The 22896-nt window shown below is 43.8% G+C and carries 26 protein-coding genes and 1 pseudogene; 24 read left to right on the top strand and 3 right to left on the bottom strand.

Annotation, left to right across the window (positions count from 1 at the left end):
- Positions 1-180 precede the first annotated feature (180 nt).
- From PCY71_RS09045 to purB, 4 genes and pseudogenes are all read left to right on the top strand, one after another.
- On the top strand, positions 181-570 hold the full coding sequence (locus PCY71_RS09045) for a hypothetical protein (protein WP_048773641.1): 390 nt from the start codon (positions 181-183) through the stop codon (positions 568-570).
- A pseudogene (locus PCY71_RS09040) lies at positions 543-659 on the top strand (viroplasmin family protein); the annotation flags it as partial. The gene PCY71_RS09045 and the pseudogene PCY71_RS09040, both read left to right, overlap by 28 nt.
- A gap of 177 nt (positions 660-836) precedes the next feature.
- Positions 837-1403 carry a hypothetical protein gene (locus tag PCY71_RS09035; RefSeq protein ID WP_002908410.1) on the top strand — a complete coding sequence of 189 codons (567 nt, stop codon included), beginning with the start codon at positions 837-839 and terminating at the stop codon, positions 1401-1403.
- A 23-nt stretch (positions 1404-1426) separates the two neighbouring features.
- The gene (gene purB / locus PCY71_RS09030) at positions 1427-2722 is read left to right on the top strand and encodes an adenylosuccinate lyase (protein WP_002908411.1); all 1296 of its coding nucleotides are present in this window, start codon (positions 1427-1429) and stop codon (positions 2720-2722) included.
- Positions 2723-2766: 44 nt separating this feature from the next.
- On the opposite strand, the gene PCY71_RS09025 is transcribed toward purB, so the two are convergent.
- Together PCY71_RS09025 and PCY71_RS09020 are read right to left on the bottom strand one after the other, a co-directional pair.
- Positions 2767-3333 (bottom strand): NAD(P)H-dependent oxidoreductase, encoded by a 567-nt coding sequence (locus PCY71_RS09025; RefSeq protein ID WP_002908412.1) that lies wholly within the window; start codon positions 3331-3333, stop codon positions 2767-2769.
- Positions 3330-3926 carry a TetR/AcrR family transcriptional regulator gene (locus PCY71_RS09020; RefSeq protein WP_002908413.1) on the bottom strand — a complete coding sequence of 199 codons (597 nt, stop codon included), beginning with the start codon at positions 3924-3926 and terminating at the stop codon, positions 3330-3332. The genes PCY71_RS09025 and PCY71_RS09020 overlap by 4 nt, the downstream gene beginning before the upstream one ends.
- Before the next feature lie 217 nt (positions 3927-4143).
- Here PCY71_RS09020 and dhaK point away from each other — a divergent pair, with 217 nt between their 5' ends.
- From dhaK to dhaM, 3 genes are read left to right on the top strand one after another with little or no spacing between them, the layout of a single operon-like run.
- Positions 4144-5133 carry a dihydroxyacetone kinase subunit DhaK gene (dhaK, locus tag PCY71_RS09015; RefSeq protein WP_002908414.1) on the top strand — a complete coding sequence of 330 codons (990 nt, stop codon included), beginning with the start codon at positions 4144-4146 and terminating at the stop codon, positions 5131-5133.
- A gap of 10 nt (positions 5134-5143) precedes the next feature.
- The gene (gene dhaL / locus PCY71_RS09010; RefSeq protein WP_002908417.1) at positions 5144-5722 is read left to right on the top strand and encodes a dihydroxyacetone kinase subunit DhaL; all 579 of its coding nucleotides are present in this window, start codon (positions 5144-5146) and stop codon (positions 5720-5722) included.
- The gene (gene dhaM, locus PCY71_RS09005) at positions 5722-6096 is read left to right on the top strand and encodes a dihydroxyacetone kinase phosphoryl donor subunit DhaM (protein WP_002898815.1); all 375 of its coding nucleotides are present in this window, start codon (positions 5722-5724) and stop codon (positions 6094-6096) included. Before dhaL ends, dhaM begins: the two co-directional genes overlap by 1 nt.
- Before the next feature lie 328 nt (positions 6097-6424).
- On the opposite strand, the gene PCY71_RS09000 is transcribed toward dhaM, so the two are convergent.
- Positions 6425-7141: a GntR family transcriptional regulator gene (locus PCY71_RS09000; protein ID WP_048773645.1), complete on the bottom strand. Its 717-nt coding sequence runs from the start codon at positions 7139-7141 to the stop codon at positions 6425-6427.
- Positions 7142-7280: 139 nt separating this feature from the next.
- Here PCY71_RS09000 and PCY71_RS08995 point away from each other — a divergent pair, with 139 nt between their 5' ends.
- From PCY71_RS08995 to PCY71_RS08915, 17 genes are all read left to right on the top strand, one after another.
- Complete coding sequence (locus PCY71_RS08995) at positions 7281-9068, top strand: beta-galactosidase family protein (protein ID WP_048773647.1); 1788 nt, start codon at positions 7281-7283, stop codon at positions 9066-9068.
- Complete coding sequence (locus PCY71_RS08990) at positions 9065-9541, top strand: PTS system mannose/fructose/N-acetylgalactosamine-transporter subunit IIB (protein WP_002898809.1); 477 nt, start codon at positions 9065-9067, stop codon at positions 9539-9541. Before PCY71_RS08995 ends, PCY71_RS08990 begins: the two co-directional genes overlap by 4 nt.
- Positions 9542-9566: 25 nt before the next feature.
- The gene (locus PCY71_RS08985; protein ID WP_002908421.1) at positions 9567-10472 is read left to right on the top strand and encodes a PTS mannose/fructose/sorbose/N-acetylgalactosamine transporter subunit IIC; all 906 of its coding nucleotides are present in this window, start codon (positions 9567-9569) and stop codon (positions 10470-10472) included.
- Positions 10459-11283 carry a PTS system mannose/fructose/sorbose family transporter subunit IID gene (locus tag PCY71_RS08980; protein WP_002894388.1) on the top strand — a complete coding sequence of 275 codons (825 nt, stop codon included), beginning with the start codon at positions 10459-10461 and terminating at the stop codon, positions 11281-11283. The genes PCY71_RS08985 and PCY71_RS08980 overlap by 14 nt, the downstream gene beginning before the upstream one ends.
- Before the next feature lie 11 nt (positions 11284-11294).
- On the top strand, positions 11295-11699 hold the full coding sequence (locus PCY71_RS08975) for a PTS sugar transporter subunit IIA (RefSeq protein WP_002894390.1): 405 nt from the start codon (positions 11295-11297) through the stop codon (positions 11697-11699).
- Positions 11700-12011: 312 nt separating this feature from the next.
- Positions 12012-13190 carry an SIS domain-containing protein gene (locus PCY71_RS08970; RefSeq protein ID WP_075202704.1) on the top strand — a complete coding sequence of 393 codons (1179 nt, stop codon included), beginning with the start codon at positions 12012-12014 and terminating at the stop codon, positions 13188-13190.
- Between the two features lie 14 nt (positions 13191-13204).
- Positions 13205-14242 carry a tagatose-bisphosphate aldolase gene (lacD, locus tag PCY71_RS08965; RefSeq protein ID WP_048773652.1) on the top strand — a complete coding sequence of 346 codons (1038 nt, stop codon included), beginning with the start codon at positions 13205-13207 and terminating at the stop codon, positions 14240-14242.
- A gap of 24 nt (positions 14243-14266) precedes the next feature.
- Entirely contained in the window at positions 14267-15313 is a 1047-nt protein-coding gene (locus PCY71_RS08960) for an aldose epimerase family protein (protein ID WP_048773654.1), read from the top strand.
- 560 nt (positions 15314-15873) lie between these two features.
- The gene (ruvB, locus tag PCY71_RS08955) at positions 15874-16872 is read left to right on the top strand and encodes a Holliday junction branch migration DNA helicase RuvB (protein WP_004185068.1); all 999 of its coding nucleotides are present in this window, start codon (positions 15874-15876) and stop codon (positions 16870-16872) included.
- 129 nt (positions 16873-17001) lie between these two features.
- A complete protein-coding gene (locus tag PCY71_RS08950) occupies positions 17002-17436 on the top strand; it encodes a hypothetical protein (RefSeq protein WP_239682250.1) in 435 nt (144 codons plus the stop codon).
- A complete protein-coding gene (locus PCY71_RS08945; protein WP_301412531.1) occupies positions 17436-18716 on the top strand; it encodes a hypothetical protein in 1281 nt (426 codons plus the stop codon). Before PCY71_RS08950 ends, PCY71_RS08945 begins: the two co-directional genes overlap by 1 nt.
- Positions 18698-19090: a hypothetical protein gene (locus tag PCY71_RS08940; RefSeq protein WP_301412530.1), complete on the top strand. Its 393-nt coding sequence runs from the start codon at positions 18698-18700 to the stop codon at positions 19088-19090. Before PCY71_RS08945 ends, PCY71_RS08940 begins: the two co-directional genes overlap by 19 nt.
- Entirely contained in the window at positions 19071-19367 is a 297-nt protein-coding gene (locus PCY71_RS08935; RefSeq protein ID WP_301412529.1) for a hypothetical protein, read from the top strand. Before PCY71_RS08940 ends, PCY71_RS08935 begins: the two co-directional genes overlap by 20 nt.
- A gap of 40 nt (positions 19368-19407) precedes the next feature.
- Entirely contained in the window at positions 19408-19971 is a 564-nt protein-coding gene (locus PCY71_RS08930; protein WP_301412536.1) for a nucleotidyltransferase family protein, read from the top strand.
- Between the two features lie 275 nt (positions 19972-20246).
- Positions 20247-20669 (top strand): low molecular weight protein-tyrosine-phosphatase, encoded by a 423-nt coding sequence (locus PCY71_RS08925; protein WP_048773659.1) that lies wholly within the window; start codon positions 20247-20249, stop codon positions 20667-20669.
- Positions 20662-21087 (top strand): MORN repeat-containing protein, encoded by a 426-nt coding sequence (locus PCY71_RS08920; protein WP_002908432.1) that lies wholly within the window; start codon positions 20662-20664, stop codon positions 21085-21087. Before PCY71_RS08925 ends, PCY71_RS08920 begins: the two co-directional genes overlap by 8 nt.
- Positions 21077-22882 (top strand): acyltransferase family protein, encoded by a 1806-nt coding sequence (locus tag PCY71_RS08915; RefSeq protein WP_048773663.1) that lies wholly within the window; start codon positions 21077-21079, stop codon positions 22880-22882. Before PCY71_RS08920 ends, PCY71_RS08915 begins: the two co-directional genes overlap by 11 nt.
- Positions 22883-22896: the final 14 nt, after the last annotated feature.

Here is a 22896-nt window from a genome sequence, read left to right as displayed (position 1 = left end):
AGGTGAAGGAATTTGGGGAGTAAGATAGAACCCTAATTATAAGGTGTGTTATATTACCCCTGCAAGGATGACTAATTGATAAAGTCAGCGATATAACTTAGGTGACTAAACAGGAGTTTATTATAATGAAATTTATTCTTTTAAAAATAAATATATTTTTGGAGTATCATAGGGGATAATATGGATAGAATTTCTAAATATTTAATTATTGCAGAACCTAATAGCTCAAATAGAGTATTGCACAACTCTAAAAAAGAATTATTAGAATCATTGGAAAATGCAACAAAGTTATCTTTTAAATCTGATTCGACTTGTATCAACGAAAAGTATTTTAAGTATGAATTAAAACTTATTGAAAAAAGAGAAACAAAAGATTTAAAGCAATTTTTTGTATTGATATTACACCTTGAAGATGAAAATGATATTTCGCAACTCGAATTAGTAGATAAAGAAATTAATAATTTTGTTGAGTCGTATAATGATTTAAGAATGTTAATTTTAGAAGATGTTTTATCACAATATTATAGTAAAAAAGCTTACGAATTAATACATATTCGGGAATATACATAACATGGGAAGAAGCCGAGAAACAGGTAAAAGGGTTCTCAGGAGCAGTTTATAAATCGTTTAAAACATATATTGAAGCTGAAGAATTTTTAAACTCAAGGTCTTTAGAATTGTAAAAAATGAATAATATATAAGGCTACATCTAAAAATTTCATTTTTAAAAATTAAAACTCTGATATATTGATATTCGTTGGCTTAACCATTATATAAAAGATAAAGAATATATATAAATTATCTACCCCTATAATAAAACTCTAAAGAGGAGAGTAATGATGAGACTTTGGACTGTTCAAGATAAAACTGTTCTTGAGACTTTAAGAAATGATAAAATTTATTTTCCTAATTTTGATAAAAGTGAATATTTAAAGCAAATTCCTGCAATGGCTGGACTTTATAATGTTTTCTTGAATATATTTTGTACTCTTAATAATACACATTTAAATGGATTGGTATTTTGTTTTGCACAAATGGATTCTAATGGTGAAGTTGTAGGAATTGACGATTTCTATTCCTTTGTTCAAAAAAACAAAAGATCAATAAAATCTTTGTGGAAGCAATTCGATATAAAATATAACATTATACTAGAATTAGAAGTAAACGAAGAATTTTTGAATCTTATGAACATAGATATAAATGATTTTCAATTTCTTATGCCCCCTATTGAACCAGATAATATTTACTATCATGAAGAAGATGTTGGGAATATTTTAAATGAGGTTGCAAGAGGTGTTACTAGAGTTGGGAAATTACCAAGTGGCGTTATTCAATCTCATTTACCTTATATCAAGCCGGAATATGTTGTTAATACATTTAGTATGTTTGGTTTGTTAGATTAAAAAATTTTTTAAGGAGAAACAACATGATCAACCGTTACTCTCGCCCTGAAATGGCGAACATTTGGACTGAGGAAAATAAGTACAAGGCTTGGCTGGAGGTAGAGATTCTGGCTGACGAGGCTTGGGCTGAGCTGGGTGAGATTCCCAAGGAAGATGTGGCCTTGATTCGTGAGAAGGCGGGCTTTGACATTGACCGCATCTTGGAGATTGAGCAGGAGACGCGCCACGATGTGGTGGCCTTTACGCGTGCGGTTTCTGAGACGCTGGGTGAAGAGCGCAAGTGGGTGCACTATGGCCTGACCTCGACCGATGTGGTGGATACGGCCTACGGCTACCTCTACAAGCAGGCCAATGACATTATTCGTGAGGATCTGCGCCGCTTCACCGACATCATTGCAGAGCGGGCGCGGGAGCACAAGTTCACCATCATGATGGGACGGACCCACGGGGTGCATGCGGAGCCGACGACTTTCGGTCTTAAGCTCGCGACTTGGTACAGCGAAATGAAGCGCAATATTGAGCGTTTTGAGATTGCTGCTGCCGGTATAGAAGCCGGGAAAATCTCTGGTGCGGTTGGGAACTTTGCTAACATTCCGCCATTTGTAGAAAGCTATGTCTGTGAGAAATTAGGCATCCGTCCGCAGGAGATATCGACTCAAGTCCTGCCACGTGACCTCCACGCTGAATACTTCTCAGCTCTAGCCTTGATTGCGACCTCTATAGAGCGCATGGCGACTGAAATCCGCGGTCTGCAAAAGTCTGAGCAGCGCGAGGTGGAAGAGTTCTTTGCCAAGGGGCAAAAAGGTTCTTCAGCTATGCCGCATAAGCGCAATCCAATCGGCTCTGAAAATATGACTGGTCTGGCGCGTGTTATTCGTGGTCACATGGTGACAGCCTTTGAGAATGTCTCTCTCTGGCATGAGCGCGACATTTCCCACTCATCTGCTGAGCGAATTATCGCTCCGGACACGACCATTCTCATCGACTACATGCTTAACCGCTTTGGCAATATCGTCAAGAACTTGACCGTCTTCCCAGAAAACATGAAGCGGAACATGAACTCAACCTTTGGTCTTATCTTCAGCCAGCGGGCTATGTTGACCTTGATCGAAAAAGGCATGACGCGGGAGCAGGCTTATGACTTGGTGCAGCCAAAGACTGCTCAGTCTTGGGATAATCAAGTGGACTTCAAGCCTCTGCTCGAAGCGGACCCAGAAGTCACTTCCCGTCTGACTCAAGAGGAGATTGATGAAATCTTCAATCCAACTTATTACACCAAGCGCGTAGATGAAATCTTCAAGCGCGTGGGACTGGATTAAACAAGAAAATAGGCATTTCGTAAGAAGTGCCTATTTTCTTTATCTTAAATTTGACTGGCCAGCTGCCCGATTTTCTTGAGCATTTCTTGGCGTTGTTGGTCTGTTTTACGTTCTACTCCGTTGAGCTCTGTCAGTTTGACGGGAGAAATACCGCAAAGTTTCAAGATTTGATTTTTAAGCACTTTGCCGTAGTCTTGGACAAAAGGCAGGGCAAAACTTGGTGTATTATGGCTGACGATAATCCAGCCGGACTTGCCTTGCAGATGGCCTTGCATGCCGACTTTCTTATAAGAGTAGGCAAAGTCAGCCGCAAAGACGCGGTCGATAAAGCCTTTGAGAATGGCCGGCATACCACTCCACCAGATAGGGAAAATGAAAATCAGGTGGTCTGCCCAAGTAATCAAATCTCGGTATTTGGCCATTTCGGGGTCTTTATGCAGGTCACGGCGTCTATGCTCTTGGTCAAAGCGCAAAATCGGGTCAAAATTTTCAGCATACAAGTCCAAGGTTTTCACCTCATGCTTCTTAGAAAGGTTGCTTTGAACTTCTTTGAGAATAGCAGCATTGAAGCCAGTTGGGCTGGGGTAGGTGTAAATAATCAAGGTTTTCATAATCGTTCTCCTTTGATATAAATGTCAAGCATGTGCTCGATAGTACTTTGGATAGCTTGAGGGTCAAGGTCTTGTCCGATAGGACTGTTAGCCAGAACGGCTAGACCCGTGATAAAGCTCCAAAAGTGAAAAAGACTTTCCGCTTCGCTATTGCTAAAATTTTCCTCCTTACGAAGCTTTAAAACAAGCCCCTTAAATTTATCAAATCCAGGCAGATCAGACTCCAAGAGAATGGTGTCCTGAGTCACCTTCATATATTTAAAAGGAAATTTGATAAAGAGAGCTTCGAAAAAATGAGGATAGGTCTTGGCAAAAATAATGAAATTAAGACCAAGCTGGGTCAGCTGATCACGCGCAGAACCTGTCGCATCAATCTTTTCATTGATTTCCTGATTGAGAAAGAGCGAAAGCTGGGTCAAAACCACCTTGAGGTAGCCTTCCTTGCTCTCAAAATGGCGGTAAGGGCTGCCGTGAGTTACACCGCAGGCCTTGGCAACAGTCCTGAGCGAGAGCTGTTCAATTCCGTGTTTTCCGATTTCTTCAATCCCCGTTTGAATGAGCTGTTCTTTCAGCTGGGCAGTATTGCGTTTCATTCATTTTCTCCTAAAGTATACACTGTCTACTTATCTATCTTTAGTATACACTGTCTACTTTTTATTGTCAAATAATTTGATGCTTTCTTCTAGTCTAGGATGTGGCAGAATTTGCTTTCGGTAAGATAAAATGTTAAAATAACATTGAAATGATAGCGCTTTCTTTTTAGGGCAAATTGTTCAATTATAAAGAAGCGCCGAGAAACGGAGGACACCTATGAAGAAAATTATCAACGATCCAACAGCGGTTGTGGACGAGATGCTGGACGGCTTGGCCTATATCCACAGCGATTTGGTTTATCGGGTGGAGGGCTTTGACATCATTGCCCGCAAGAGTGAGAAGACAGGTAAAGTTGGCCTGATTTCTGGCGGAGGCAGTGGTCATGAGCCTTCCCACGCTGGCTTTGTCGGTGAGGGCATGCTGTCGGCTGCTATCTGCGGAGCGGTCTTTACTTCACCCACACCTGACCAGGTCTTGCAGGCTATCAAGGAAGCAGATGAGGGTGCTGGGGTCTTCATGGTGATTAAGAATTATTCCGGTGACATTATGAACTTTGAAATGGCTCAGGAAATGGCTGAGATGGAAGGGATTGAGGTGGCTAGTGTCGTCGTAGATGACGATATCGCAGTGGAAGACAGCCTCTATACGCAAGGCCGCCGCGGAGTGGCTGGTACCATCCTTGTCCATAAGATTCTAGGGGATGCGGCGCGTGCAGGCAAATCTCTGACTGAAATCAAGGCTCTAGCTGACGAGCTGGTCAAAAATATCCATACGGTCGGCTTGGCTCTGAGCGGAGCAACCGTACCGGAAGTCGGCAAGCCTGGTTTTGTTTTGGCTGATGATGAGATAGAGTTCGGTATTGGCATCCACGGTGAGCCCGGCTATCGCAAGGAAAAGATGCAGCCGTCTAAGGACTTAGCCAAGGAATTGGTCGAGAAGCTCAGTCAGTCCTTTGAGCTCAAATCTGGCAAGAAAATTGGGATCCTCATCAATGGTATGGGGGCAACGCCGCTCATGGAGCAGTATGTCTTTGCAGCCGATGTAGCAAATCTTTTGGCAGAAGCTGGAGTCGAAGTTGTCTATAAAAAGCTGGGTAATTACATGACTTCCATTGATATGGCAGGGATTTCTCTGACCTTTATCCAGCTGGATCAGCCAGACTGGCTGACAGCTCTCAACAGTCCTGTCACGACAGCCGCTTGGTAAGGAGGTGCTTATGGACGCAGCAAGAGCAAAAAAATGGATGCAGTTGTTTAACGAAAAGATCCAGAATCAGAAAGACTATCTGTCTGATCTCGACACTCCCATCGGAGATGGCGATCATGGTGCCAATATGGTCAGGGGAATGGCGGCAGCAGTAGAGAGTCTAGCTGCTAAGGATTTTGCCAGTGCGGCTGAGGTTTTTCAGGTTGTTTCCATGCAGCTGATTAGCAAGGTCGGCGGTGCTTCCGGGCCTCTTTATGGTTCGGCCTTCATGGGCATGGCCAAAGCTGAAAAAGACGGCAAAGACTTGTCAGGAGTCATCCAAGCTGGACTGGACATGATTCAGAAGCGGGGCAAGGCTGTGCCTGGTGAGAAGACCATGGTGGATGTCTGGTCAGGAATTCCTCTTTCTCTGCAGTCTGGAGAATTGACGCATGAAAAGATTGGTTCTCTAGTGGAAGCGACCAAGGATTTGAAGGCGACCAAGGGGCGGGCTTCCTATGTCGGTGAGCGTTCTATCGGTCATATCGATCCCGGTTCGGCTTCATCTGGTCTCCTCTTTGAGGCTCTTCTAGAAACGGAGGCAGACTGATGGCAGATACTGGCATTCTTATCGTTTCCCATTCCAAAAACCTAGCCCAAGGCTTGTTTGACCTCATTTCGCAGGTGGCGGCAGATGTGGCCATCAGCTATGTGGGCGGGTTGGACGACGGTAGCATTGGGACCAGCTTTGAAGGGATTCAGGCAGCTTTAGATGCCAATGACAAGGACACTATTTTGGCCTTTTTCGATCTGGGTTCGGCTCGGATGAATCTAGAAATGGTCGCAGACTTTTCTGACAAGGAAATCATTATCAATAATGTTCCTTTGGTAGAGGGCGCTTATACGGCTGCTGCCCTTCTTCAGGCTGGGGCAGATTTGCCTAATGTTTTGCTTCAGGTCCGTGAATTAGAAATAAAAAAATAGCCGTTTTTCTAAAGACTTAATAAACGACTTCAATTGAAAAATAAGGAACATTTTATATCAAAAAGCTGGGATTTAATCCCAGCTTTTTTGCTTTATCCTTGTACCAATTTTCAGGGAAATAGCCAGTATTTCTTAATTTTTTCTTCTTTAAATTGATTAAAAATAGGACAAATTTATAGTATATGTTTAATTTTTGACACTATTCGCTTTTTAATGAACAAAAGTTTTTAGAATGGATTGCAAATTGGTATAGATAGACTTATAATAGATATAAGTACACAAGATGAAACAAAAAACGACAGCCGATTAGAAGCCATCGTTTTCAATCTTAGTGGTCCCGATTGCAGGAAATGAACTTAATCTTGAAGAAGTCACCGCGTTTGTAAGTTTCGCTGTACTCTAAGATCTGTCCTGTGCTTTCCAGCTGGGTAATTTTTACCTGATGAACGGTTGGGAAGTTGGTATCAACTTCCAACACTTTCGCAACATCTTTTGGTGTTGGGAAGACAATTTCGTTGGTCTCTTCAAAATGTTCATCATTCATGTGAATGTGGTAGTCAGTTTTGAAGCGGTTGTAGATAGAGCTGTAGTAGTCCATATCTGGATAGTTAGGATTGATGTACTGCTCAGGGATATAGGTTTGGTGATAGATATAGACTTTATTGCCAGTCCGTCTGATCCGGTCAATCTTATAGTAGAACTGTGTTGGTGCTAGTTCTAGCTTATCCAAGATTTTCAGGTCATTCCCGCGTTTAATGGAGAGAACAGTCACCTTATCTTTTTGGATAGGGAAGGTCTCAACGTCAGAAAATTCCACCAGCTTGTGCTTTCTTGCACGTGAAACGAAGGTTCCCTTGCCTTGCTGGCGGATGATGTAGCCATCGTTGGCCAGTTCATTCAAAGCGCGGACAACAGTAATGGAGCTGACATTAAACATCTGAATCAGCTCAGCCTCTGTGTAAAACTTATCGCCATTTTCAAATTTGCCAGAAATGATTTGCTGCTTGAGCTCATCTTTGATTTGTTGGTATTTTGGAATAGCCATTTTGTTCACCTCTCTTTTTTTACTTCTCTTACTTAAGATTTTAACATATTTTTAAAAAAAATGTTGACATTTATGCAAAAATTTATTATATTAATATTAACAAGAGATGAAAGCGGTTTTATAATTGAGGGAGCATCAGATGGCAAGATTCAAAATTGGTCATTCCTTCTGTTTGGATGATCGGGAGTTTAAGATTTTATCGGGAGCCATTCACTATTTTCGGGTACAGCCTGAGGATTGGTATCATTCCCTTTATAATCTCAAAGCTCTGGGCTTTAATACGGTGGAGACCTATCTTCCCTGGAATATGCACGAACCCCAAAAAGGTGTCTTTGACTTCCAAGGGATTTTAGATATTGAGGCATTTTTACAGACAGCTCAGGATTTGGGACTTTATGCCATTATCCGCCCTTCGCCTTTTATCTGCGCGGAGTGGGAGTTCGGTGGTCTGCCGGCCTGGCTGCTCAATGAAAATATGCGCATCCGCTCATCAGATGAGGCCTTTCTGCAGGCTGTAGCCAGCTATTATGACGAGCTGCTGCCGCGACTGACTCCAAGACTTCTGGACAATGGGGGAAACATCCTCATGATGCAGGTGGAAAATGAGTACGGTTCTTATGGAGAAGACAAGGCCTACTTAAAAGCAATCAGACAGCTCATGGAGGAGCGAGGTGTAACCTGTCCGTTCTTTACTTCAGACGGACCTTGGCGGGCTACCCTTCAAGCGGGTACGCTGATTGATGACGATGTCTTTGTGACAGGAAATTTCGGCTCTAAGGCAGATTACAATTTTGCTCAGATGCAGGAATTCTTTGATGAGCATGGCAAAAAGTGGCCGCTCATGTGTATGGAGTTCTGGGACGGCTGGTTCAATCGCTGGAAAGAACCTATCATCAAGCGAGATCCAGACGAACTAGCTCAAGCTGTTCACGAAGTGCTCCAGCAGGGCTCAATCAATCTCTATATGTTTCATGGCGGTACCAATTTTGGCTTTATGAACGGCTGTTCGGCCAGAGGAGTCATTGACCTGCCACAGGTAACATCCTATGACTACGATGCTCTACTCGATGAGCGTGGTAATCCGACGGACAAGTACTATGCAGTCCAGAGGATGCTGAAAGAGCATTATCCAGAGTATCCGCAGATGGAGCCCTTGGTGAAAGAGTCTTTTGAACTCAGGAATATTCCGCTCAGTCAGAAAGTCAGTCTCTTTGAGACCCTGCCTGACTTGGCAGAGCCTATCGAAAGTCTCTATCCGATGAAGATGGAGGAGCTGGGGCAAAATGTCGGCTACCTGCTCTATCGGACTTGGGCTAGTTGGGATGCTGATCAGGAAAGACTCCGTGTCATTGACGGCCGCGACCGTATGCAGCTCTATGTGGACGGTCAGCACATAGCAACCCAGTACCAGACAGAAATCGGTCAGGATATTATGGTGGACGGTCAGAAAAAGGCAGAGCACCAGCTTGACATTCTGATGGAAAATATGGGCCGGGTCAATTATGGGCACAAACTCTTGGCAGATACCCAACAGAAGGGCATTCGTACGGGTGTCTGCAAGGATCTGCACTTCCTGCTTGACTGGCAGCATTATCCGCTTCCGCTGGACCATCCAGAAAAGATAGACTTTTCAAAAGGGTGGCAAGAAAAACAACCAGCTTTCTACGCTTTTGACTTTAAAATGAAAGCGCTTAAAGATACTTATCTGGAACTGTCCGACTTTGGCAAGGGCGTCGTCTTTGTCAATGGTGTCAGCATTGGCCGTTTCTGGAATGTCGGACCGACCCTATCGCTCTATATCCCGCACAGCCTGCTCAGAGAAGGCGACAATCGCATCATTATCTTTGAGACAGAAGGGATCTACAGCGAAACCATTCACTTAGTTAACCAACCTACATTTAAAACAATAAAGGGGGAAAATCTATGACAATAGTAGGTGCACGTATCGATGGACGTTTAATCCATGGACAGGTAGCCAATCTTTGGACTACCAAGCTCAACATTTCACGCATTATGGTGATTGACGATGAGGTAGCTGAAAATGCTATCGAAAAGAGCGGACTCAAGCTCGCAACGCCAGCTGGTGTGAAACTTAGTGTCTTGCCGATTGCTAAGGCAGCAGAAAATATCTTGGCTGGAAAGTATGATTCGCAGCGACTCTTGATTGTCGCTCGCAAGCCAGACCGCTTCCTGCGGTTGGTCGAAGCTGGTGTTCCGCTGGAAACGCTGAACGTCGGCAATATGTCTCAGTCAGATGAAACTCGCTCCATTACCCGCTCTATCAACGTGGTAGACGCAGATGTTGAAGCCTTTCACAAGCTGCACGAAAAAGGAGTCAAACTGACCGCGCAAATGGTTCCCAACGATCCGGTTGAGGATTTCATGAAGTTATTAAAATAAGACAAAATTTTAGGAGGACATTGTTATGATACAATGGTGGCAAATTTTACTACTCACTTTGTACTCAGCTTATCAAATCTGTGATGAGTTGACCATCGTTTCGTCAGCAGGATCCCCTGTATTTGCTGGCTTTATTACTGGCTTGATTATGGGGAAACCAGTGACCGGTTTGTTTATTGGTGGTAGCCTGCAATTGTTCGTTCTTGGTGTAGGGACATTTGGTGGAGCTTCTCGTATTGATGCGACATCAGGTGCCGTTCTTGCGACAGCCTTTTCCGTAGCACAAGGCATTAAGCCAGAGTTGGCTATCGCGACAATCGCAGTACCGGTAGCAACTTTGCTGACTTACTTCGATATCTTGGGCCGTATGACAACGACTTATTTCGCGCACCGTGTGGATGCAGCAATTGAGCGCTTCGACTATAAAGGTATTGAACGCAACTATCTCTTAGGTGCACTTCCTTGGGCTCTGTCTCGTGCCCTCCCAGTCTTTCTGGCTCTGGCATTTGGTGGAACATTTGTTCAAGCGATAGTAGATGGTGTTGCTGGTGTGAAATGGTTGGCTGCAGGTTTGACGCTGGCTGGTCGTATGCTTCCAGGACTCGGGTTTGCTATCTTGCTCCGTTACCTTCCAGTTAAACGTAATCTTCACTACTTAGCTCTTGGTTTTGGCTTGACGGCTATGTTGACTGTGCTTTATTCAAACATTCAAACTTTGGGTGGGGCTGTATCTAGTATTGTTGGAACTCTTCCAAAAGATGCTGCAATCACATTTGCCAACAACTTCAAAAGCTTGTCTATGATTGGTGTAGCTATCTTTGGTATCTTCCTTGCAGTACAGCATTTCAAATACAGCCAAAGAACAGTAGTTGCTGCTCCAGCTGCTAGTACAAAATCAGAAAGTGAGGAAATTGAAGATGACGAACTCTAATTATAAATTAACAAAAGAAGATTTTAAACAAATCAATAAACGCAGCTTGTTCACTTTCCAATTAGGCTGGAACTACGAGCGGATGCAAGGTTCTGGCTATCTCTACATGCTCTTGCCTCAGCTGCGCAAAATGTACGGAGACGGCACACCAGAATTGAAAGAAATGATGAAATTGCATACGCAATTCTTCAATACATCACCTTTCTTCCACACCATTATTGCAGGTTTTGACCTAGCTATGGAAGAAAAAGACGGTGTTAAATCAAAAGATGCGGTCAATGGTATCAAGACAGGTCTTATGGGACCATTTGCTCCTCTTGGAGACTCTATCTTTGGCTCTCTTGTGCCAGCCATCATGGGATCTATCGCTGCTACCATGGCTATTGCAGGCCAGCCTTGGGGAATTTTCCTTTGGATTGCTGTAGCAGTTGCTTATGATATTTTCCGTTGGAAACAGTTAGAATTTGCCTACAAAGAAGGGGTCAACCTCATCACCAACATGCAAAGCACTTTGACAGCTCTTGTTGAAGCGGCTTCTGTATTGGGTATCTTCATGGTTGGAGCTCTTGTTGCGACTATGATTAACTTTGAAGTTTCATGGGTGCTGAAGATTGGTGAAAAAGCTATTGATTTCCAAGACATGATGAATCTGATTTTCCCACGTTTGATTCCAGCAGTCTTTACAGGCTTTATCTTCTGGCTCTTGGGCAAGAAAGGAATGAACTCTACTAAGGCTATCTTCATTATCATTATCATGGCAGTAAGCTTCTCTGCTATCGGCTACTTCCTGCTGGGACAAGTACCAGAATAATGGAGTGATTTATGAGTAAGAAATTAGTTTTAGTTAGTCATGGTCGCTTTTGTGAAGAGCTGAAAACAACTACGGAAATGATTATGGGGCCTCAGGAAGACATCCATGCAGTAGCCCTACTTCCGGAGGAAGGTCCAGAAGACTTCGCAGCTAAATTCTTAGAGACGGTCAAAGATTTTGAGGATTACTTGGTCTTTGCGGATCTCTTGGGGGGCACTCCTTGTAATGTAGTCAGCCGTTTCATTATGGAAGGACAGGATATCGAGCTTTATGCGGGGGTCAATCTGCCCATGGTCATTGAGTTTATTAACGCTTCTTTGACTGGAGCAGAAGTCAGCTATCCATCCAAGGCAGCAGAGAATATTGTTAAGGTCAATGATGTTCTAGCAGGCCTAATGGATGATGAAGATGAATAAAAGCTTGAACAATCACTTCTAGTTAGGTCAAGTCCTTGCGCTGTCAGCAGATGGGAGATTGCTGATAGGTGAGGATTTACTACAGTGGATGATTCAAGCATACTGGTCTAAGAGGAATTTGGGAGATGCCTCTTGGCCTAGGGAAATGGATGGTTCAGCATTGCAAAATGCAGTCGCTGTCTGGTTTGAAAAAGCTTGTTAAAAGCATATTTCAAGCCTAGCCATCGTCGCGGGGGTGGGACAGCGAGCCGAAAATCTTGGATTTTCTGGATTTCTGTCTCGCTCCCCCTTTTTTCAAAATAATGGAAAGGAATGAGAAAGAGAATGTTAGATTATTCACAGGAAGAATTGCAGCGTCTGGGGGCTGACATCACAACGAGAGAAATCTATCAGCAGCCTGAGGTTTGGCAGGAAGCCTTTGACAGTTACAAGGCTCAAGCCACAGCTATCGCTGCTTTTCTGAAAAAAATCGAGAACAAACATGACTACATCAAGGTCATTTTTTCCGGAGCTGGCTCATCAGCCTATGTCGGAGATACTTTGACTCCTTATTTTAGGCAGATTTATGATGAGCGCAAATGGAATTTCAACGCCATTGCAACGACAGATATCGTGGCCAACCCCTTGGTGCATCTGAAGAGAGAAGTACCGACGGTACTGGTTTCCTTTGCCCGCAGCGGAAATTCCCCAGAAAGTGTAGCGACCGTGGACTTGGCCAAGCAGTTGGTAGATGACTTGTACCAGATTACCATTACTTGTGCTGTCCAAGGCAAGCTAGCCCAGCAGGCCCAAGGTGATGAAAAGAATCTTTTGCTCCTGCAGCCGGAAGCTTCTAATGATGCTGGCTTTGCCATGACCTCTAGCTTCAGCTCTATGATGCTGACAGCCCTTTTGGTCTTTGACCGGGCTGAACTAGACCAGAAGGAAGCTAAGGTTGCGGCTTTGATTCAGCTCAGTCAAGATGTTTTAGGCCGCGTTGCAGATGTGCAGCAGCTGGTTGATTTGGATTTCAGTCGGGTCATTTATCTGGGGGTAGGGCCTTTCTTTGGTTTGGCACATGAAGCCCAGCTTAAGATTTTAGAGTTGACAGCCGGCCAAATTGCGACCATGTACGAAAGCCCAGTCGGTTTCCGGCATGGACCTAAGTCGCTGATTAACCAAGACACCGTCGTTCTGGTCTTTGGTTCGGCAGATGCCTATACCAAGGCTTATGATTTGGATTTGGTGCGGGAAGTGGCTGGTGACGGGATTGTCCGCAGGCTGGTGATGCTGACTGACCGGGAGGAGCAGTTGGAAGGAGTCGAGCAAGTAGTGCTAAGTACCCAAGAGCCTCTGGGAGATAGCTATCGCATCTTCCCTTACATTGTTTACGCTCAGCTCTTTGCCCTCTTGTCCTCGCTCAAGGTCAAAAACCGTCCAGATACACCGTCTCCGACAGGCACGGTCAATCGTGTAGTACAGGGAGTTATCATTCACCCTTTTGGGCAGTAAGAAAAGGAAAAGTTATGGAGAAATTACAAATCAGTCACAAAAAAGTGAGCCATTTGAAAAAACTATCAAACGAGCAGGGGATTATCGGGGCTTTGGCCATTGACCAGCGTGGCTCGCTCAAGAAAATGCTGGCCAGCGGAGAAGATGCGCCATCTGGTGACCAAGCTCTGGTTCAGTTTAAAGAATTAATCTCTAGTCAGCTGACGCCCTATGCCAGCTCCATCCTGTTGGATCCGGAGTTCGGTCTGCCAGCAGCCGAGCTGCGAGCTGCGTCCTGTGGGCTAATAGTGGCCTACGAGAAGACCGGCTATGATGCGACAGCCGAGGGCCGCCTGCCGGACTTGCTGCCTAACTGGTCAGCTAGTCGCATCCGAGACATGGGCGCAGATGCCGTTAAGGTCTTGATTTACTATGATGTGGACGACAAGCCAGAAATCAACGATATCAAGCAGGCCTGGGTTGAGCGCGTGGGCAGTGAATGCTTAGCTGAGGATATTCCCTATTTTCTGGAGATTTTGACCTATGACGCTAAGAGTGACAGTGTCTTGGACGCTAACTATGCCAAGCTTAAGCCGCATAAGGTCAACGAGGCAGTCAAACTCTTTTCAGATTCCCGCTATCATGTAGATGTCTTAAAGGTTGAAGTGCCGGTCAATATGAACTTTGTCGAGGGCTTCACAAAAGAAGGAGTTCAGCCAGTCTACAGCGTGACGGAAGCCCGAGCTTTCTTTAAAGAACAGTCAGATGCGACGCACTTGCCTTTCATTTTCCTCAGCGCTGGTGTCAGTGCCGAGCTTTTCCAAGAAACGCTGCGGCTAGCCCATGAAGCGGGCTCACAGTTTAACGGCGTTCTGTGTGGACGGGCTACCTGGAAGGATGCAGTCTCAGTCTTTGCCCAAGAGGGAGCTGCAGCAGCTCAAGCGTGGCTGGACGAGACAGGCCGTCAGAATATCGAGGATCTTAATCAAGTCTTGCGCCAAACAGCGGTGTCTTGGGTGGACAAGCTTGACCTGCCTTTTGAAGACAGGACTTGGCAAGTTCGTGATTTTTAGCAGGATAGATAAAAGAGGTTTTGTATGAAATCTTACCGAGAATCCATTTTTGGCAAGCTGGGCGGTCAGGAGATTCTGGCTTATACTTTTGAAAACGATCGAGGTTATCGACTGACAGTCATGAACTACGGAGCGACCGTCATCCAGTATGTCACTCCTGATAAAAATAATCACTTTGACAATATCGTCGTTGGCTTTGATCAGTTTGAGGACTATATTGGGAACAGCCCTAAGCACGGAGCCAGCATTGGTCCAGTTGCTGGACGTATTGCTGGTGCAACATTTGATCTGAATGGTCAGACCTTTCAGCTAGAGGCCAATAATGGCTTAAACTGCAACCATAGTGGATCCAGCGGCTGGGACAGTAGCGTTTTTGAAGTAGAGGAAGTCAGTAATGACGGACTTACCTTTTATACAGAGCGGACTGACGGAACTGGCGGCTTCCCGGGCAATCTGAAAATCTGGATTTCCTATACCCTGACAGAGAAGGGCAAGCTGGAAATCTCCTATCAAGTCCAGACAGATCAAGATACCTTGGTCAATCCGACCAACCACAGCTATTTCAACCTGTCAGGTCGTTTCAATCAGCCCATTGATGACCATATCCTGCAGCTCAATACTGGTGGTGTCTATCCTATCGCAGCTGACGGCCTTCCTGAAAAAAAGGCTGATGCAGAGCGTGACTTTGTCAAGAAGCTGACCAAGGGCGCTTCCCTTAAAGAAATTTTCGATGCGACCGATGAGCAAATCCAGCTGGTATCTGGCTTGGATCATCCTTTTGCTCTAAACCCAAGCCGAGATCAGGCAGGGACGCTCTATTATCCAGCATCGGGCCGCCGCCTGACTATTGAGACTCAGGCGCCCTGCTTAGTGATTTATTCAGCGAATTGTGTGGATGATTCGGTTCAGTTTGACGGCCAGCCTATGATTCAGCATAATGGCTTGGCTCTGGAAGCCCAGGCCCTGCCGGATGCCATTCACAGCAGCCAGCAGTCAGATGTCATTCTCAAGGCCGGTCAGATTTTTACCAGCAGGACGGTGTATTTTGCTGATGTACCAGCAACTTTATAAAGAAACAATCGCGAAAGAGCACAAAAAACGGCAGTACCTCCTTCTGCCGTTTTTCTTGGTCCAGTTTTCAGAGACTATGTTTTCATAAGTAGCTAATCTTAAGCAAGGAAAAAGGCTCCACTATCAAAAGCAAAATCTTTTTTGCTAACTGAATTTTACTTTAAGTTTTTCTTAAGCTAAGGCTGCTATACTTATTCTTATCAAATGAAGCCCCCTAACTTTGTTTGATAATCCTAAACTTTTTCATAATAATCTCCCATAAAGGCCACCCAATCCGGTGGTCTTTTTTTGCTCAAATTTTAGAATAAGACAGGATGTTTATCGGATTGTAACTCAAATGTTAAATTTTAAAGGATACGTTATACAAAGTTAAGGTTTCTTTAAGTTAGGGGCAGTATACTATGAGTATCAAATGAAGACCTCCTAACTTTATTTGATAGAAATCCTAAACTTTTTCATAATAATCTCCCATAAAGGCCACCCAATCCGGTGGTCTTTTTTTGTGTTCAGACGCGAATTAGATTTGCTTCCTCTGCCTTATTTTCTGATATAATAGTTCTATGAGTAGAATTTTAGACAATGAATTAATGGGTGATGAGGAATTGGTGGAGCGCACCTTGCGTCCCCAGTATTTACAGGAGTATATCGGCCAGGACAAGGTCAAGGACCAACTGAAGATTTTTATTGAAGCGGCCAAGCTGAGGGATGAGGCGCTGGACCACACCCTGCTTTTTGGCCCTCCGGGTCTGGGGAAGACGACCATGGCCTTTGTCATTGCCAATGAACTAGGCGTTAATCTGAAGCAGACTTCAGGTCCGGTGATTGAAAAGTCCGGTGATTTGGTTGCGATCTTAAATGACCTTGAGCCGGGCGACGTCCTCTTTATAGATGAGATTCACCGCTTGCCAATGGCGGTAGAGGAAGTGCTGTATAGCGCTATGGAAGACTTTTACATCGACATTATGATTGGCTCAGGTGAGACCAGTCGCAGCGTCCATCTGGATTTGCCGCCTTTCACTCTGATTGGGGCGACCACTCGGGCAGGCATGCTGTCCAATCCTCTGCGGGCTCGCTTTGGGATTACCGGTCACATGGAGTATTATGAAGCTGGTGACTTGACGGAAATCGTCGAGCGGACGGCAGAGATTTTTGAGATGGATATTACTCACAAGGCTGCGAAGGAGCTGGCTCTGCGTAGCCGAGGCACACCGCGGATTGCCAATCGTTTGCTCAAGCGGGTGCGGGACTACGCGCAGATTATGGGCAATGGCCTGATTGATGATAAGATAACCGACCAAGCTCTCTCCATGCTGGATGTGGATCAAGAGGGGCTGGACTATGTGGACCAGAAGATTTTGAAGACTATGATTGAGGTCTACGGTGGCGGTCCGGTAGGGCTGGGAACCCTCTCGGTCAATATTGCTGAGGAGCGTGAAACAGTAGAGGACATGTATGAACCTTACCTGATTCAGAAAGGCTTTGTCATGCGAACTCGGACTGGGCGCGTGGCTACCCGTAAAGCCTATGAGCATCTAGGATATGAGTATATGAAGGAATGACGGAAACGTTGTTTCTTTTTTCATACGTCAGAACAATATATCGTAGAATTATTGGCTCTAAAGAACATTATTCTATTATACTTTGCTTTAAAAATTATAGTATAATATAGCTAAAGGAGAAAAAATCTTATGGCAAAATCTAGATATATGAGCAGATTCAAATGGCTCATTGTTATTGTATTATTGACTATCATTACTGTAGGAGTTATTTATATGTTTACCTTGAACAAAAAATCGGAAGAAGAGCGTCGCAACAGAGAGTATGAAGTCAGTCTAGTAAAGGCTTTGAAGAATTCTTATGAGGGAATTGAGGAAATTTATATTTCGAATCCATCATATACCTCAATTCCTTCAGAAGCGTGGGGGGCAGATGTGAAGCTCAAATTTTTTGATGGGACGTTAAAGGAACACGTTTTAGCTTTTGATAAAAATGTTAAAAAAATTAGGATAGGTGTATATAATAATGAAGATGAAGAATTTCAACATTTTTTAGAGTCTAGGAGAGGTTTAACTAAATCAAAAGTGAAAGTTAGATATTCGGATGGGTCAGAGGAGGAGCAGTGATGACTACATACATGTATACAGATAAGCAACTCAATGAATTAAACCAAGGCCCGAATGTTTATAGTGTTAATCCAGAGTACGCACAGCGTAAAGAAAATAGAACAAACATTGTCTCTGCTAAACCAGATAGTGAATTGAAAAAAGGCGAAACCAACACTATTACGACTTCAGACGGTCAGGAATTTCGTGTTATTGCGACTAAGGTGGATTCTAAGACTGGTTTTGATGGCATGGCTGTTGCGCCAATTGTTAACGGACTACCAGACTATAAGAGTGTGGCAGTGATTGCGGCAGGAACGGATCCTAAAAGTCCAGTTAACAAGTTGGGTCCGCTTACGCGTGATGTCGCTGGTGCAGTTGAAGCCAGACAAACAAACTTATCTCCTCAATATAAGGTGGCGGATCAATTTGTCAAAGAGATTATGGATAATCCTCAGTATGAAGTAAGTAAATTATCTGGTTATTCTCAAGGAGCATACATGCTTAAATTGGGGGCTAAGTATCATATTCCAACAACCACTTTTAATGCTTGGTTTAAATATGGAGCTTTGACTGAGGAAGAAAAACAGTTTCTTGAAAAGAACTCTGCTATGTTTGTGGATTACCGTAGAAAGAATGATGACGTAGTCCGCTATAATGATTTTAATCATCCTGAATGGTTTACTAGTCAAAATGATATTTCAAATTCTATTCCCAGAACTATATATTGGATAGATGGAACTAGTCATAGAATCGATGAATGGATATTTGACCCTGTAACTGGACAGGTGATTGGTAGCAAGGGAGGTAAACCTTTAGTCAGCGGGGTCTATAAGGCTTATGCTGATAGCTTGGGTAGAATGCAGCGTTATAAGGAATTGAAAACGAGGTGGGCTTCCAATCGTATTAGTGGAGCAGAACAGATTTATCTGGATGCTGTACAAGGACAGATTTTGTCTTCTAGTATGATGAACGCAGCGCGTATTGGAGCGGAAGAGTTATTGAATTTATCTGAAGAGGCAAACAATCAAGTATCGAATCTTTGGTCTAAAATTGACTTTACTAACTATACAGAATTGTCTATTGAAGAAGTAGAAGCCATCTATGCTGGTCAAGGTGTTACAAAAAACCAATATGTAGATGGATTTAAGAGTGAAACCAATTATCAAGCTGCTAAAATGGCTGATTCAGCAACAGCTTTTGAGCAACTAAACGGGCAACTTCAGGAGGCTATTGAAAAAGTACTGGCAACAGACGCAGGATTGGCGGAGGAATTTAAACGATGGAAAAAAGAGATGTAACTTGGGAAGATGTAAACAGAAAAGAACGAGAATTGACTGAGCTTGAAGATAAATATCGTCATGAAAAAAAGTTATTTGAGAGGAGTGAGAAAGAACTTTATGAACGCTTCAGAGAATTCGGGCATTTAGTAAATGAGGAAATAGAGAAAATGACCTATGTTTTGGAGGGTTTTTCGGTTTCTTCCGAAGATATGCAGGACTATTTCTCTAACATGGAAAATCTAATGTTGGAATCCCAAACTGTTTATAATCGACAAACTATAAAATTAGATGAAGAACAACTCGAATGCGAAAAAGCTTTCCGAAAGAACAGGGATAAGCTAGAAGAAGAATATTATCAGATGAGGAAGAGATATGAGAACTCCAATAAATGAATATTATACAGACAAGGAATATGAATTTGCTTTGAAAGAGATGCGAAGGATAATGGAACGCAAGCGTGCATTAGCAGAAGCTCAGGCTGCGCAGAAAGCTCGTGAAAAAGTGAAGAAAGAATTTCAGACTAGAGCCAAGCAAATTGCCCTTGAGACAAAGACAACTATTACCAATATCAGTAGTCAGATGGATACGGCTATCCGGGGTAATATCCTAAAAAGATTAGAAATGTATGTTCCCAATATGCTAGTAAAATATGATGATATAGGTAAGTGATAAAGTGAAGGGGGATACTAATATCCAACATGAAACGAAAATTGAACAGATTGTTTTAAATTATTTGGATCAAGATCCAGACATCCGAGCAATTTTGGAAATTATTCGCAGTCTGGAGCTCAAGGACTCTTGGTTAGCAGCTGGATGTGTGAGGAATTTTATCTGGAATCTATTGTCAGAGCGACCAGGTTTTGACCCAGACACGGATGTAGATGTCATTTTCTTTGATCCGACTTATGCTGAGGCAGAGACGGTAGAGCTGGAAGCCAAGCTCAAGGCAGACTGGCCACAGTATCAATGGGAACTGAGAAATCAAGCCTATATGCACCGCCATAGTCCTGGAACAGCGCCTTATAAAAATGCTCGCGAAGCCATGAGTAAGTATCCTGAGCGCTGCACGGCTATCGGACTGCGCTTGCTGGCAAATGATAAACTGGAACTTTTTGCACCCTATGGTTTGGAGGATATCTTAAACTTTCAGGTTAGACCGACTCCTCATTTTCTTGAAAATAAGGAGCGTCAGCGTGTCTATGCTGAGCGCTTGGCTAAGAAGAACTGGCAGAAACGCTGGCCGCAGCTGGAATATCACTATCCTGATAAATAGGTATAAGCTAAGAGTAAAATGTTTAAGTTATTTTAAGGAAGTTTTAAGAAATGGATATTATACTATAACCAAGTTAAGAAATTAACTTAACTCCTAAAACTTTTTTCTTTTTAAAAAATAATCTCCCTACAAAAAGCCACCAAACGGTGGTTTTTTGCTATTTTCAGACATAATAGGAGTAGGGCTTGCCAGTTTTCAACGAGAATCAGGAAACTGTAAACGATTCAGGGCTAGTTTTTGCCATTATTTTGTTATAATAGATAGCGAGGTATTCTATGAAGAAAATTGTATTTGTATGTTTGGGCAACATCTGCCGCAGTCCGATGGCAGAGTTTGTCATGAAGAGTTTAACAGACCAGTTGAAAATCGAGAGCCGGGCAACTTCAAGCTGGGAGCACGGCAATCCCATTCATCAGGGAACACAGGCTATTTTTGAGAAATATGCCATTTCTTATGATAGGGACAAGACTTCTCAGCAGATTTCGGCAGCGGATTTTGCGGATTTTGACTACGTCATCGGTATGGATGAAAGCAATGTCCGAGATTTGAAGCGGATGGCGCCCGAGGATTTTCAGTATAAAATTTATCAGTTTGAGGAAGAAAGTGTGCCAGATCCTTGGTACACAGGAGATTTTGATCAAACCTATGATTTGGTCTTGGCTGGCTGCAAGAAGTGGCTGGAGCGTTTGGATGGATAGGAATATGGATAAAGTAAAAGAATTTTACGATAAATACAAGGTCTATCTGACCCGGCAGAATTTAGAACTTTTGGCTGTAACGGTTATTGTGCTGTCAGCTATTCTGGTCTTTACCTCGGGGATTCCTGGTAAGGGCGTTTTAACGCTGGATCAGGGCAAGATCAAGTATGACGGGACCTTGGTTCGCGGGAAGATGAACGGTCAGGGGACTATGACTTTTCAAAATGGGGATAGTTATACCGGTCAATTTCGCAATGGCATCTTTGACGGCAAAGGGACTTTTACCTCGCAGGCTGGCTGGAAATATGAAGGGGACTTCAGCAAGGGTCAGGCCGACGGACAAGGAAAGCTAACGACAGAAGGCAATGTCGTTTATGAAGGAACGTTTAAACAAGGAATTTATCAAAATGCGCATTAAATGGTTTTCGCTCGTCAGAATCACGGGGCTGCTTCTAGTTCTGCTTTATCATTACTTCCAGGGCGTTTTCCCTGGCGGTTTTATTGGCGTGGATATCTTCTTTACCTTTTCTGGATTCTTGATTACATCTCTGCTTATTGACGAGTTTGCCAAGAAGAAAGAAATCGATATCCAAGGCTTTTTCAAACGGCGTTTTTATCGGATTGTACCGCCTCTGGTCTTTATGATTTTAGTCGTTATGCCCTTTACTTTCTTAATCCGTAAGGATTTTGTGGCTGGGATTGGGACGCAGATTGCGGCTGCTTTGGGCTTTGTGACCAACTTTTATGAAATGCTCTCAGGCGGCAGTTATGAGAGTCAATTTGTGCCGCACATCCTGATCCACACTTGGAGTCTGGCTTTAGAAGTGCACTATTATGTTCTTTGGGGGCTGGCTGCTTGGGGCTTGGGCAAGGTTGCCAAGTCAACGGCCCGCTATCGCGGCATGATTGCACTAGTTTCTGCAGGTCTCTTTTTGCTCAGCTTTGTATCAATGTTTGCTGGTGCTTTGACCACTAAGAATTACTCTGACATTTATTTCTCAAGTTTGACCCACGTCTTTCCTTTCTTTGCAGGAAGCATCCTAGCAACCTTATCTGGCGTCGGCCATGTCAGCAGTCGCTTTAAGATGCTGGAAGAAAAGCTGGCTCTCAAGCAAGTGCTAGGAATTATGGGTGGCAGTGCAGCTGTTTTGCTTTTGCTCAGCTTCCTACTCAAGTTTGATAACCTTTGGACCTACCTGGTAGGATTCTTGATTTCGACTATCTTGGCCTGTCTGATGATTTTGGCTGCCAGGATGCTGCATGACAAGCTCCCAGATGTGAAGGAACCTAGCCTTATCAACTTTATCGCAGATACTAGCTATGGTGTTTATCTCTTCCACTGGCCATTCTATATTATCTTTAGCCAGCTGATGAGTAACGGTTTGGCTGTTCTCTTGACCACGCTGCTGTCTCTTACCTTTGCAGCCTTGTCTTTCTATATCTTGGAGCCAACTCTTGCTGGTCGTCAGCCAGTTATCATGGGGACCAAGATGGATCTATCGTCTCTTACTAGGCCAATCTTTTACAGCATGATTCCGCTGACTTTGATTATGTTCTTTATCTCGGTGACAGCACCCAAGGTAGGAGCTTTTGAGGAAAGTTTGATTGTCAATGCTCTGAATCAAGCAGACACTAAGATGCAGACAACTCGCAGTCAGGTTGATCAGTCCAAGGCGACTGAGTATAATGTGGCGGACGGAATTACCATGATTGGTGACTCGGTTGCCCTGCGCTCAAGCGATCAATTGCAGCAGATCTTGCCAGGAATCGAGCTAGATACTGTCGTTAGCCGCAGTCTGAGCACAGGCTTAGAGGTCTACAAGACAGATATTGCTAATAGAGTACTGAAGAAGCAGGTTGTCCTGGCTCTCGGGACCAATTCGTCTGGTTATTCGAATGAGCTTTTGGATGAGTATGTTTCCAGCCTGCCTAAGGGACATCAACTGATCCTCGTGACCCCTTATGACGGTCGCTCAGAGGGCGGTGTTTTAGCCCAGCAGCGGGAGTATGAGCTGGAATTAGCCAAAAAGTACGACTATGTCTTTGTGGCTGACTGGCATCAAACTGCTATCGAAAATCCGCAGATTTGGGAAGGGACAGACTATGTCCACTTTGGCTCAAACTCAGAGTCCATCATTGAGGGGGGAACTCTCTATGCCAATACCATTAAGCAAGCCATAGATGAAGCAAATTCTGGCAATGTGAAACCATAAATTCCAAAAGGAGA

This window comes from Streptococcus sp. SN3 (assembly GCF_030439905.1).
Note: the sequence above shows the minus strand (reverse complement) of the source record. Positions and strands in the feature narration are given on the sequence as shown.